Source organism: Actinomadura kijaniata NBRC 14229, assembly GCF_001552175.1.
In the GTDB taxonomy this organism is placed as follows: Bacteria; Actinomycetota; Actinomycetes; order Streptosporangiales; family Streptosporangiaceae; genus Spirillospora; species Spirillospora kijaniata.
The window spans coordinates 21,117-33,669 of the sequence record NZ_BCQR01000139.1; the positions used below are offsets into that span (position 1 = coordinate 21,117).

The 12,553-nt window shown below is 72.7% G+C and carries 14 protein-coding genes; 12 read left to right on the forward strand and 2 right to left on the reverse strand.

The annotated features are described in order from the left end of the window. Window positions 1–111 precede the first annotated feature (111 nt). From argC to AKI01S_RS35170, 12 genes are all read left to right on the forward strand, one after another. Complete coding sequence (gene argC, locus AKI01S_RS35120) at window positions 112–1,140, forward strand: N-acetyl-gamma-glutamyl-phosphate reductase (RefSeq protein ID WP_067827730.1); 1,029 nt, start codon at window positions 112–114, stop codon at window positions 1,138–1,140. Then, window positions 1,137–2,294, forward strand: a complete 1,158-nt coding sequence (argJ, locus tag AKI01S_RS35125; RefSeq protein WP_067827734.1) for a bifunctional glutamate N-acetyltransferase/amino-acid acetyltransferase ArgJ — start codon at window positions 1,137–1,139, stop codon at window positions 2,292–2,294. The genes argC and argJ overlap by 4 nt, the downstream gene beginning before the upstream one ends. Window positions 2,295–2,317: 23 nt before the next feature. Then, entirely contained in the window at window positions 2,318–3,220 is a 903-nt protein-coding gene (gene argB / locus AKI01S_RS35130) for an acetylglutamate kinase (RefSeq protein WP_067827739.1), read from the forward strand. After that, a complete protein-coding gene (locus tag AKI01S_RS35135; protein ID WP_067827743.1) occupies window positions 3,217–4,419 on the forward strand; it encodes an acetylornithine transaminase in 1,203 nt (400 codons plus the stop codon). The genes argB and AKI01S_RS35135 overlap by 4 nt, the downstream gene beginning before the upstream one ends. Further along, complete coding sequence (gene argF, locus AKI01S_RS35140) at window positions 4,419–5,336, forward strand: ornithine carbamoyltransferase (RefSeq protein ID WP_067827746.1); 918 nt, start codon at window positions 4,419–4,421, stop codon at window positions 5,334–5,336. Before AKI01S_RS35135 ends, argF begins: the two co-directional genes overlap by 1 nt. Before the next feature lie 61 nt (window positions 5,337–5,397). Continuing rightward, entirely contained in the window at window positions 5,398–5,916 is a 519-nt protein-coding gene (locus tag AKI01S_RS35145) for an arginine repressor (RefSeq protein ID WP_067827749.1), read from the forward strand. A gap of 121 nt (window positions 5,917–6,037) precedes the next feature. Beyond that, window positions 6,038–7,456 carry an argininosuccinate lyase gene (gene argH / locus AKI01S_RS35150; RefSeq protein WP_157420378.1) on the forward strand — a complete coding sequence of 473 codons (1,419 nt, stop codon included), beginning with the start codon at window positions 6,038–6,040 and terminating at the stop codon, window positions 7,454–7,456. A 66-nt stretch (window positions 7,457–7,522) separates the two neighbouring features. Beyond that, window positions 7,523–8,158: a DNA-3-methyladenine glycosylase gene (locus tag AKI01S_RS35155; RefSeq protein ID WP_067827759.1), complete on the forward strand. Its 636-nt coding sequence runs from the start codon at window positions 7,523–7,525 to the stop codon at window positions 8,156–8,158. Beyond that, window positions 8,151–8,543, forward strand: coding sequence for a hypothetical protein (locus AKI01S_RS35160; protein WP_067827762.1), 393 nt, complete (start codon window positions 8,151–8,153; stop codon window positions 8,541–8,543). Before AKI01S_RS35155 ends, AKI01S_RS35160 begins: the two co-directional genes overlap by 8 nt. A 118-nt stretch (window positions 8,544–8,661) precedes the next feature. Then, window positions 8,662–9,939, forward strand: a complete 1,278-nt coding sequence (gene tyrS, locus AKI01S_RS35165) for a tyrosine--tRNA ligase (RefSeq protein ID WP_067827765.1) — start codon at window positions 8,662–8,664, stop codon at window positions 9,937–9,939. Beyond that, complete coding sequence (locus AKI01S_RS54735; RefSeq protein WP_369688755.1) at window positions 9,936–10,361, forward strand: DUF4132 domain-containing protein; 426 nt, start codon at window positions 9,936–9,938, stop codon at window positions 10,359–10,361. The genes tyrS and AKI01S_RS54735 overlap by 4 nt, the downstream gene beginning before the upstream one ends. A 29-nt stretch (window positions 10,362–10,390) precedes the next feature. Further along, window positions 10,391–10,597 carry a hypothetical protein gene (locus AKI01S_RS35170; RefSeq protein WP_157420379.1) on the forward strand — a complete coding sequence of 69 codons (207 nt, stop codon included), beginning with the start codon at window positions 10,391–10,393 and terminating at the stop codon, window positions 10,595–10,597. A 32-nt stretch (window positions 10,598–10,629) separates the two neighbouring features. On the opposite strand, the gene AKI01S_RS35175 is transcribed toward AKI01S_RS35170, so the two are convergent. Then, window positions 10,630–10,989 (reverse strand): hypothetical protein, encoded by a 360-nt coding sequence (locus tag AKI01S_RS35175; protein ID WP_067827775.1) that lies wholly within the window; start codon window positions 10,987–10,989, stop codon window positions 10,630–10,632. A 4-nt stretch (window positions 10,990–10,993) separates the two neighbouring features. Next, window positions 10,994–11,944 carry an SMP-30/gluconolactonase/LRE family protein gene (locus AKI01S_RS35180; RefSeq protein ID WP_067827780.1) on the reverse strand — a complete coding sequence of 317 codons (951 nt, stop codon included), beginning with the start codon at window positions 11,942–11,944 and terminating at the stop codon, window positions 10,994–10,996. Between the last annotated feature and the right edge of the window lie 609 nt (window positions 11,945–12,553).

The window sequence follows — 12,553 nt, forward strand, 5'->3', positions numbered from 1 at the left end:
GCGGACGGTAGGGAGGCTTGTCCGTATGGTGAGAGTGACGGACGCCCGTATTGCATGTTCATGCAGTGTCGTGCATACTCTTGCTCACCTCCAGGAAAGGGCGGGCAGAGCATGGGAATCCGGGTAGCCGTGGCCGGCGCCAGCGGGTACGCGGGCGGCGAGGTGCTGCGCATCCTCGCCGGCCATCCAGAGTTCGAGATCGGGACGTTGACGGCGGGCTCCAACGCGGGCACCGAGCTGGGAACGCACCAACCGCACCTGCGATCCCTGGCCGACCGCGTGCTGGAGGAGACCACCCCCGACACCCTCGCCGGCCACGACGCGGTCTTCCTGGCCCTGCCGCACGGGCAGTCCGGCCCGATCGCCGAACGGCTCGGCGACGACGTGCTGGTCGTGGACTGCGGCGCGGACTTCCGGCTGCGCGACGCCGCCGACTGGGAGCGGTTCTACGGCTCCCCGCACGCCGGGACCTGGCCCTACGGCCTGCCCGAGCTGCCGGGCCAGCGCGAGGTGCTCGCCGGCGCCGGGAGGATCGCCGTCCCCGGCTGCTACCCGACCGCCGTGACGCTCGCGCTGTTCCCCGCGTTCGCCGCCGGGATCGTCGACGGCGACGTCGTCGTGGTCGCCGCCTCCGGCACCTCCGGCGCGGGCCGCGCCCTCAAGCCGCACCTGCTGGGCAGCGAGGTCATGGGCTCGGTCAGCGCCTACGGCGTCGGCGGCGTCCACCGCCACACCCCCGAGATGATCCAGAACCTCAGCGCCGTCGCCGGGGAGCCGGTCACCGTCTCGTTCACCCCGACGCTCGCGCCGATGAGCCGCGGCATCCTGGCCACCTGCACCGCCAAGGCCGCGCCGGGCCTGACCGCCGCCGCGCTGCGCGACGTCTACACCGCCGCCTACGACGGCGAGCCGTTCGTGGGCCTGTTGCCCGAGGGACGGTGGCCCGCCACCTCCATGACCCTCGGCGCGAACACCGCGCTCGTCCAGGTCGCCCTGGACGAGGACGCCGGACGCGTCGTCGCCGTCATCGCCATCGACAACCTCACCAAGGGCACCGGGGGCGGCGCGGTGCAGAGCGCCAACCTCGCCCTCGGCCTGCCCGAACAGCTCGGCCTCACCACGATCGGAGTTGCCCCGTGAGCGTCACCGCCCCCCAGGGGTTCCGCGCCGCCGGCGTCGTCGCCGGACTGAAGGACAGCGGAGCCCGCGACCTGGCCCTGGTCGTCAACGACGGGCCCTCCCGCGCGGCCGCCGGGGTCTTCACCACCAACCGCGTGAAGGCCGCGCCGGTGCTGTGGTCGCAGCAGGTCCTCCAGGGCGGCCGCCTGCACGCCGTCGTGCTGAACTCCGGCGGCGCGAACGCCTGCACCGGCCCCGCCGGGTTCCAGGACACCCACGCCACCGCCGAGCGGGTCGCCGCGGTCCTGGACACCTCCGCCGGGGAGGTCGCGGTGTGCTCCACCGGCCTGATCGGCGAACGGCTGCCGATGGACCGGCTGCTGCCCGGCGTCGACGCCGCCGCGAACGAGCTCACCCGCGGCGACGGGGGCCTGGCCGCCGCCGACGCGATCCGCACCACCGACACCGTCGCCAAGATCGCGTTCCGGCAGAGCGAGCACGGCTACATGATCGGCGGCATGGCCAAGGGCGCGGGCATGCTCGCCCCGTCCCTGGCGACCATGCTCTGCGTCCTCACCACCGACGCCGACCTGCCCGCGCAGGCCCTGGACCGGGCGCTGCGCGCCGCCACCGGCGTGTCGTTCGACCGCCTGGACGCCGACGGCTGCCTGTCCACCAACGACACCGTCCTGCTGCTGGCCTCGGGCGCGACCGGCGTCACCCCCGAGGAGGAGGAGTTCACCCGGCTGCTCACCGAGGTCTGCCACGACCTCACCCGCCAGCTGCTGGTGGACGCCGAGGGCGCGTCCAAGGCCATCGCCATCGAGGTGATCGGCGCCGCCAGCGAACGCGACGCCGTCGTGGTCGGCCGCGAGATCGCCCGCAACAACCTGCTCAAGTGCGCCATCCACGGCGAGGACCCCAACTGGGGCCGGGTGCTGTCGGCGGTCGGCACCACCGACGCGGTCTTCGAGCCCGACCAGATCAACGTCGCCATCAACGGCGTGTGGGTGTGCCGCGACGGCTCGTTCGGCGACGACCGCGACAAGGTGGACCTGCGCCCGCGCGACGTGTCCATCACCGTCGACCTGTCGGCGGGCCCCCACAGCGCGACCGTCTGGACCACCGACCTGACCGCGGACTACGTCCACGAGAACTCGGCGTACAGCACATGAGCGAGACCATTTCGAACGCCCGGATGCGCAAGAACCGTGCCGGGGTGATGGACAAGGCCGAGACCCTCATCAAGGCGCTGCCGTGGCTGGAGCGCTTCCACGGCACGACCGTCGTCATCAAGTACGGCGGCCACGCCATGGCCGACCCGGAACTGCGCGCCCAGTTCGCCGAGGACGTGGTGTTCCTGCGCTACGCCGGGCTGAAGCCGGTGATCGTGCACGGCGGCGGCCCGCAGATCAACGCCGCGCTCGACCGGGCCGGGATCGAGTCCAGCTTCACCGCCGGGCTGCGCGTCACCACGCCCGAGGCGATGGAGGTCGTGCGGATGGTGCTGGTCGGCCAGGTCCAGCGGGACGTGGTCGGCCTCATCAACCGGCACGGGCCGTTCGCGGTCGGCATGTCCGGCGAGGACGCCAACCTGTTCACCGCCGAACGCAAGCCCGCCATCGTCGACGGCGCCCCCGTCGACATCGGCCAGGTCGGCGAGATCGTCGAGGTGCAGGTCGGCGCGGTCCGCGCGCTGCTGGACGACGGCCGCATCCCCGTGGTGTCGTCGGTGGCGCGCGGCGACGACGGCGAGGTCTACAACGTCAACGCCGACACCGCCGCCGCCGCGCTGGCCGTCGCGCTGGACGCCCAGAAGCTGGTGGTCCTCACCGACGTGGAGGGCCTGTACGCCGACTGGCCCGAAAGCGACGACGTCATCGACCACCTCACCACCGACGAGCTGGCCGCGCTGCTGCCGGACCTGACGTCGGGCATGGTCCCCAAGATGGAGGCCTGCCTGCACGCGGTCCGCGGCGGCGTCCCGCAGGCGCACGTGCTGGACGGCCGCGTCCCGCACTCCCTGCTGCTGGAGATCTTCACTGACGAGGGCATCGGAACGATGGTCCTGCCCGCCCCCGCTGGAGCGCCCCACCCATGAGCCGAAACGACGAACTCCGGGCGCGGTACCAGGCCGCGTTCATGCCCAACTACGGCGTTCCGCCGCTGGCCCTGGCCCGGGGGGAGGGGGTGAAGGTCTGGGACGCCGACGGCAACGCCTACCTCGACCTGATCGCGGGCATCGCCGTCTCCTCCCTCGGCCACGGCCACCCCGCCCTGGTGGAGGCCGTGTCGGCCCAGGCCGCCGCCCTCGCCCACACCTCCAACCTGTTCCTGCACGAACCGGAGGTCCGGCTCGCCGAGAGGCTGCTGGACCTGGCGGGCGGCGACGGCAAGGTGTTCCTCACCAGCAGCGGCACCGAGGCCAACGAGTGCGCGCTCAAGCTGGCCATCAAGTACGGCAAGCGGACCGGCCGCTCCTACTTCGTGGCCACCCGCAACGGCTTCCACGGCCGCAGCATGGGCGCGCTGTCGCTCACCGGCAAGGAGTCGATCCGCGAGCCGTTCGGACCGTTCGCCCTCGACGTGCGGTTCGTGCCCTACGGCGACGCCGACGCACTGGAGAAGGCCGTGACCGGCGACTGCGTCGCGGTGTTCCTGGAACCCACCCAGGGCGAGGCCGGCGTGGTCCCGCCCCCGGAGGGCTACTTCGCCGCCGCCCGCCGGATCTGCGACGCCACCGGCGCGCTGCTGGTCGGTGACGAGATCCAGTCGGGCATCGGCCGGACCGGCGCCTGGTTCGCCTTCCAGCACGAGGGCGCCCGCCCCGACGTCCTCACCCTCGCCAAGGGCCTGGGCGGCGGGCTGCCGATCGGCGCGTGCCTGGCGTTCGGCGAGCACGCCGACACCTTCGCCAAGGGCGACCACGGCAGCACCTTCGGCGGCAACCCGATCGCCGCCGCCGCCGCGCTCGCCGTCCTGACCACCGTCGAGAAGGACGACCTGCTCGCCAACGCCCAGTCCGTCGGCGAGATCCTCGCCAACGGCGTCGCCGCCATCGACCACCCGCTCCTGAAGGGCATCCGGGGCCGGGGCCTGTGGCGCGCCCTGGTCCTGACCGCCGAGAGGTCGGCCGCCGTCGAGACCGCCGCCCGCGCCGCCGGGTTCCTCGTCAACGCCGTCCAGCCCGACGCGGTCCGGATCGCCCCGCCGCTGATCCTCACCGCCGGACAGGCCCGCCTGTTCGTCGACGCCCTGCCCGGCGTCCTCGACGCCGCCCAGAAGGAGAACCGCAGCTGATGGTCCGGCACTTCCTCCGCGACGACGACCTCACCCCCGCCGAGCAGGCCGAGGTCCTGGACCTGGCCGCCGCCATGAAGGCCGACCGGTTCGCCCGCCGGCCCCTGGCCGGCCCGAAGACGGTCGCGGTGCTGTTCGACAAGCCCTCCACCCGCACCCGGATCTCGTTCGCCGTCGGCATCGCCGAACTCGGCGGCCACGCCCTGGTCCTGGACACCGGCACCAGCCAGCTCGGCCGCGGCGAGACCGTCGCCGACACCGCGCGCGTCCTGGAACGCCAGGTCAGCGCCATCGTGTGGCGCACCACCGGGCAGGAGCGCATCGAGGAGATGGCGGCGGGCACCGCCGTCCCGGTCGTCAACGCCCTCACCGATCGGTTCCACCCCTGCCAGATCCTCGCCGACCTGCAGACCGTCAGGGAGCACCGCGGCGACCTGGCCGGCGCCACCCTCGCCTACTTCGGCGACGGCGCCAACAACATGGCCCACTCCTACCTGCTGGGCTGCGCCACCGCCGGGATGCACGTCCGCGTCGCCGCCCCCGAGTCCCTGCCGCCCGACCCGGCCGTCGTCGCCCGCGCCACCGAGATCGCCGCCGCCACCGGCGGGTCGGTCCTGGTCACCGCCGACGCCAAGCACGCCGCCGCCGGAGCCGACGTCCTCGCCACCGACACGTGGGTGTCGATGGGGCAGGAGGGCAAGGACACCTCGCTCTACGAGCCCTACGCTGTGGACGAGGCGCTGCTCGCGCTGGCCGCCCCCGACGCGATCGTCCTGCACTGCCTGCCCGCCTACCGGGGCAAGGAGATCGCCGCGAACGTCCTGGACGGCCCGCGCAGCCGCGTCTGGGACGAGGCGGAGAACCGCCTGCACGCCCAGAAGGCCCTGCTCACCTGGCTGTTGGAGAACCCGGCATGACCTGCTCGTTCGCTCGCCAGCTCCCGATCGTGACGCTCCTCAGTCCAGACCGGGCGGCGCCATGACCACTCCGATGACCAAGGCGGCCCGGCAGGCCCGGGTGATCGAGCTGCTGACCCGGCACCCCGTCCACTCCCAGGGCGAGCTCGCCAAGCTCCTGCTGGACGAGGGCGTCGAGGTCACCCAGGCCACCCTCTCCCGGGACCTGGTGGAGATCGGCGCGGTGAAGCTGCGCGCCGACGACGGCAGCCTGATCTACGCCGTGCCCGGTGAGGGCGGCGAACGCATCAGGCGCGCCCGCACCGGCGCCGCCGAGACCTTCGACGGCCGCCTCACCCGGCTGGCCGCCGAACTGCTGGTCTCGGCGGAGGCGTCGGCCAACCTGGTCATCGTGCGCACCCCGCCCGGGGCCGCGCAGTACCTCGCCTCGGCCATCGACCACGCCGAGTGGCCCACCATCCTCGGCACCGTCGCCGGCGACGACTCGATCCTGGTCATCTCCCGCGACCCGCGGGGCGGGGAGGAGGTGGCCCAGGCGCTGCTGCGCCTGACCACCGGCCGCGAACGACGAAGCCAGTGACCGGCGATCCGGCCGGTCTCCAACACGCGATCCCGCCACGCGGTTTGGCGGACCCGCCGCACGGGGTGTATCCGTGCGGGTAAGAACGTACTCACAACGCGGTGGAAAGAAGAGGATTCCTGTGACCAAGGCACCGACGCGGCTGTGGGGCGGCCGGTTCGAAGGCGGCCCGTCGGACGCGCTCGCGCGGCTGTCGGTGAGCGTCCAGTTCGACTGGCGGCTCGCCCCCTACGACCTGATGGGCTCGCGCGCGCACGCCCGCGTCCTCAACCGCGCCGGGCTGCTCACCGACGACGAGCTCGACCGCATGATCGGCGCCCTCGACGACCTGGAGGAGGCGTGCCGGTCCGGCGAGTTCCGCCCGACCGTCGCCGACGAGGACGTCCACACCGCCCTGGAACGCGGCCTGCTGGAGCGCCTGGGCGCGCTCGGCGGCAAGCTCCGCGCCGGCCGCAGCCGCAACGACCAGGTCGCCACCGACCTGCGCCTGTACCTGCGCGACCACGCCCGCCAGATCGTGTCGCGGCTGGTGGAGCTGGAGACCGCCCTCATCGCGCAGGCCGAGCACAACATGGGCGTCGCCGCGCCCGGCATGACCCACCTCCAGCACGCCCAGCCGGTGCTGTTCTCCCACCAGCTGCTCGCGCACGTCCAGCCGCTCACCCGCGACATCGCCCGCCTGCGCGACTGGGACCGGCGCGCCGCCGTCTCGCCGCTGGGCTCGGGCGCCCTCGCCGGGTCGTCGCTGCCGCTGGACCCCCAGGCCACCGCCGCCGAGCTCGGCTTCGACTCCGCCGCGCCCAACTCCATGGACGCCGTCGCCGACCGCGACTTCGTCGCCGAGTTCCTGTTCGCCGCCGCCCTGATCGGCGTCCACCTCTCCCGCCTGGGCGAGGAGGTCATCCTGTGGGCGTCCCAGGAGTTCAACTGGATCGAGATGGACGACACCTACGCCACGGGGTCGTCGATCATGCCGCAGAAGAAGAACCCCGACGTCGCCGAGCTGGCGCGCGGCAAGGCCGGCCGCCTCATCGGCCACCTGGTCGGCCTGCTCACCACCCTCAAGGGCCTGCCGCTCACCTACAACCGCGACCTCCAGGAGGACAAGGAGGGCGCGTTCGACGCCGTCGACACCCTCCTGCTCGTCCTGCCCGCCATGTCCGGACTGATCGCCACCATGCGCGTCAACCGCGAGCGCATGGAGGAGCTGGCCCCGCAGGGCTTCGCCCTGGCCACCGACCTGGCCGAGCTGCTGGTGCGGCGCGGCGTGGCGTTCCGCGACGCTCACGAGATCGTCGGCCACCTCGTCGTGTGGTGCCAGGTCAACGACAAGGACTTCGACGACCTCACCGACGACGAGCTGGCCAAGGTGTCCCCGCACCTGACCCCCGACGTCCGCGAGATCCTGAACGTCCCCGGCGCGCTGGCCTCCCGCAAGGCGTTCGGCGGCACCGCCCCCGACCGCGTCCGCGAGCAGATCGAGACGCTGCGCGCCCAGGTCAACGAGCACGCCGCCTGGGCGACCGGGAACGGCCACTGACGCGCGTCCCCGGCCGGGCCGGTACCGTGTGACCGGTCCGGCCGGGAACGACCCACCAACGAGGCGATGACCGACACACCCCTGCTGCCCCGCGACTTCTTCGACGCGCCCGTGGAGGAGGTCGCCCCCGCCCTCCTCGGCCACGTCCTCGTCCACGCCACCCCCGACGGCGAGGTCGCCGTCCGCCTGACCGAGGTGGAGGCCTACGCCGGCCCCCTCGACCCGGCCTCCCACTCCTACCGCGGCCGCACCGCCCGCAACGACGTCATGTGGGGCCCGCCCGGCCACGCCTACGTGTACTTCACCTACGGCATGCACTACTGCATGAACCTGGTCTGCGGCCCCGACGGCACCGCCTCGGCCGTCCTGCTGCGCGCCGGGGAGATCATCGAGGGGGAGGGGCTGGCGCGGGAACGCCGCCCCCGCTCCACCGTCCGCGACCTGGCCCGCGGCCCGGCCCGCCTGTGCCAGTCCCTGGGCGTCGCCCGCGACCAGAACGGCCTGGACGTCTGCGTCCCGGACTCGTCCCTGCGCGTCCACCGGGGCACCCCCGCCGACCCGGCCGCCATCCGCACCGGCCCCCGCACCGGCGTCAACGCCGCCAAGGACACCCCCTGGCGCTTCTGGATCGACGGCGACCCCACCGTCTCCCCCTACCGGCTCCACGTCCCCCGCAAGCGCGCCGCCAAGGCCGATGGCTGACCACCGGCCCCTCTTCCTGGCCGCCGGGGTCGCGGTCGGGGCCCTGGGCGCGTTCACCCTGGTCGGCGTGGACGGGCAGCTCCGCCACACCGGCGTGGTCAGCACGGCCTACCAGCCCGCGCCGACCTACCCCGACAAGGCCCGCTACAGCGCCTCGGTCGTCCGCGTCGAGACCTGGCTGCTGCGCCGCGACCGCCCCTACGAACTGTGGATCGCCCGCGGCCCCGAGCCCACCTACGGGCACAGCATCACGATCGGCGGGCTCGGCCACGGCGAGCGGCCCCGCATCGCCTCCGCCGACTGGCGGCGCGACGGCGTCCGGGTCCGCTTCACCACCGGGCACGAGGTGCTCGTCCCGGCCGAGAAGTTCCTCGGCGGCAGGTGACCCGCCGCGAAACCGCTCCCTGACCAGCGCCCCGCCCCCAAAACCCGTTACCGTGATCGGTGGTCCATCGGGCACCCTGGTGGACGTACCGCAGAGCAAGTCGGAGACGAGGGAGAACGTGACCGACATCCTGGATGATCTCGCGTGGCGCGACCAGATCGCGCAGTCCACTGACCTGGACGAACTGCGGGCGTTGCTCGCCGCGGGGCCGGTCACCCTCTATTGCGGCTTCGACCCGACGGCGCCGTCCCTGCACCTGGGCAACCTGATCCAGATCCTCACCCTGCGCCGCTTCCAGCAGGCGGGCCACCGCCCGCTCGGCCTGGTCGGCGGGGCCACCGGCCTGATCGGCGACCCCAGCGGCAAGAGCGCCGAGCGCGTGCTGAACTCCGAGGAGACCGTCGCGGGCTGGGTGGAGCGCATCCGCGGCCAGGTGTCGAGGTTCCTCGACTTCAACGACGGCCCGACCGGCGCGACCATGGTCAGCAACCTCGACTGGACCGGCCCCATGACGGCCATCGAGTTCCTGCGCGACATCGGCAAGCACTTCCCGATCAACAGGATGCTGGCCCGCGACACCGTCAGGAGCCGGCTCGACACGACCGGGATGAGCTACACCGAGTTCAGCTACGTGCTGCTCCAGTCCATGGACTACCTGGAGCTGTACCGCCGCTACGGCTGCCGCCTCCAGACCGGCGGCAGCGACCAGTGGGGCAACCTGACCGCCGGGGTGGACCTGATCCGCCGTGTCGAGGGCGCCGCGGCGCACGCGCTGACCACGCCGCTGCTCACCAAGGCCGACGGCACCAAGTTCGGCAAGACCGCCGGTGGCGAGACCTACTGGCTCGACCCCGAGATGACCTCGCCGTACGCGTTCTTCCAGTTCTGGATCAACGCGGACGACCGGGACGTGGAGAAGCTGCTGAAGGTCTTCTCCTTCCGTCCCCGCGAGGAGATCGAGGACCTGCTCAAGCAGAGCCAGGAACGCCCCGCCGCCCGCGTCGCCCAGCGCGCGCTGGCCGAGGAGGTCACCACCCTGGTGCACGGCGCCGACGAGACCGCCCGCGCCATCGCGGCCTCCAAGGCCCTGTTCGGCCAGGGCGAGCTGCGCGAACTCGACGAGCGCACCCTCCAGGCGGCGCTCGCCGAGGTCCCGCGCGCGAAGGTCGCCCCCGGCGAGCTGCCGCCGGTGGCGGACCTGCTGGCCGCGTCGGGCCTGTGCAAGAGCAAGTCCGAGGCCCGCCGCACCATCCAGCAGGGCGGCGCCTACGTCAACAACGCCAAGGTCGAGTCCGAGGACGCCGTCCCGGCGACCGGGGACCTGCTGCACGGCCGCTTCCTGGTGCTGCGCCGCGGCAAGCGCAACATCGGGGGCGTGGAGGTCACCCCCTCCTGACCCCGGAGACCCCGAGGACGCCCGCCCGGACCGCTCCGGGCGGGCGTCCTCGCGTCCGGGACGCCCTCCTCACCGGATCCGACCGGACCACCACCTTCCGCGTCGCAGAGGACCGCACCTTCGCCGGCGTCGACGGCGCGGCGCTCACCCTTCCCGACGACGCCACCGTCTCCCCGCCGCACCCGATGACCCTCGGCGAGGAGGCCCTCCGAGCCTGGAGGCAGATCTTCGCCGACTACGAGATCCAGCAGCCGTTCCTCCAGCTCGCCCGCCCGACGCACACGCTCACCGAGAGGAACACGGCCTGGCGGAGCTGGCGAGGTTCGAAGGGCGCACCACGGACTTCGGCCGCGTCCTCGCCCTCACGCGGCGCGGCTGGGAACTCCGCGGCAAGGAGCACAGCGGCTTCCGGCGCCAGGTGACGCGGACGGCCAATCCCCACGGCCGGCACGTGATGGTCTCCCTCGACCCCGGCATCCGGGTCTCCGCCCCCGGCGAGCACGCCGTGCAGCGGACCGTCCGGGTGCCCCTGTGGACGGGCCTGGGCTCCGGCGTGCTGCACCCGTTCAGCGAACTCGACCCCGTCGTCCTCTCCGAGATCCTCACCGACCTCACCAGCCTCATCGAGCCCGCAGCCGACTCAGAGGCCACCTCCTGACCGCCCCGCCGAGCCGCACGGCGGCGTCCCGCTCAGCCCCGGACGAGCCGTTCGGCGTGCCCGGCCTCACCGGCGCGGACGGCACTGGGCCGGGCGCTCAGCAGCCGCCAGCGCGTGGTCACCCCGTCCGGCCCGGTGAGACCGGGCCCGGACAGGGCCTGCTCGATGCGGGCGCGGACGCCGGCTTCGGCGTCGGGTTCGCCGGCGAACAGCACCCGGAGCCGAACCCGGGCGCCGGAACGCCGCGCGTCGGTGTGGTGCGGGGCCAGCGGGCAGGGCGGCCGGTGCTCCCAGTGCCCGCACAACGCGACCGTGACGGCCGCGCCCGGCGCCCGGATGTCCTCGCCGGGGTCCATGGCGACGACCGCCTCGTGGGCGAATGCTCTGCGCATGGGTTCAGTGTCGGTGGGGCGTGACGGCGACGACGTTGTAGGGGGTGGTCGGCGTGGGAGCCGTGGTGAAGCGCGCGTTGGGCAGATAGAGGCGACCCTTGTACGCGGCCACCGTGGTGGGCACGTCGAACCGGGGATCGGTGATGCGGCGGATGACACGGGCGGAGGTACCCGCGTCGTTCACCTTCAGCACGGCCACCGCGTTGGTGCGGTTCTGCACGACGTAGAGCGTGTTGCCCTGGAGGAGCATGCCGTCGCCGTTGGGCAGCGCCTCCCCGCCGAGATCCACCGTGCGGGTCACCCCCGTCCGGGGATCGACACGGAAGAGCTTGCCGCTGTTGCTCTGCACGATGAGCAGGCCCCTGCGGTCGGGCGTCTGGACGATGCCGTTGGCGTTCGGCCCGTTGGGGTTGTAGACCAGATCACCCTTGAGGGGCAGCCGCCGCGCGGCGGCGGGCAACCTGCCATGACGCCCCAGACGCAGCTGGTAGAGGACCGGCTGCGGAGCGGCGGAGTCGGTGAACCAGGCCGCGTCCCGGGTGAGCACCACGTCGTTGACGAACGTGGTCCCGGTGGCCAGCCGGTAACCGGCGATGACCCGCCCGGTACGCGTGTCGATCACGCGGGCGTCCCCGCCGCTACCCCCGGCGGCGAACAGACGTCCGGCCCGATCCACCTTGATCCCGACCGTCGGGGTGCCCGGCCCCTGGCTGATGACGGAACCCCGCCCGGTGCGCAGGTCGGCGCGGTAGACATCCCCGTCGGCGAGCGAGCCGACGAAGGCGTAGGGGGCCCGGCCGATGGCGATGCCCTCCGGACGGAACCCGTTCGGCAGGGCGATGGTCGTGGGGAAGGCCCGCGCCTCCGCGCCGACGACCGGGGCCGCCCGCGCGGGCAACGCACCCGTGGCGAGCGTGAGAACGACGAGCGGGGCGACGAGTCCGACTCGGGACATGGCGGTGCTCCTTTCTCCCGTACATCCCAAGATCCCAAGAGCCGGGACGCCGGGGAAGGCCCTGTGACCGGGTCACGCCAGACGGCCGGGGACCGATGCGAAGCGACGTTGACGGGCGATCGACGGGAAAGTTTCGGTAGATCCACGTCACAGTGAAGACACACAGGGACCCCAGAAGCCCAGCGCAGAGTACAAAAAGGGGCTCTGACCTGCGATGATGTCGTCCACTGCGCCGATTTGACGGTCCTGCGGAAGCGACCTAGTGTTCTTCCTGCCCCACGAGGGAGCGGGACGCCGACCGGCGGCCGACCTCAGGGGAACCTCCACAGACCCGAACGAGGCGGCATCGTCACGTCCTGGAGTTGTGCGGGGGCCGAATCGCCCGGAAGTTGACAAACCGGACGAAACGGATAAGCTTGAAGGGTTGCCCCGGAGCGAGAGACGCGCAAGCGGATCGAGCGCGGTGGGTGTCCGTTTCTTGAGAACTCAACAGCGTGTTAAAAGCCAGTGCCTTTATAGGCTCGGCCAAGGTGCCGAGCCACCCCGTCCAGTCTCCGCTGGGGACTGACAGGGATTTCTTTGAGGCAACGAGACCCTTTAGAGGTCTCA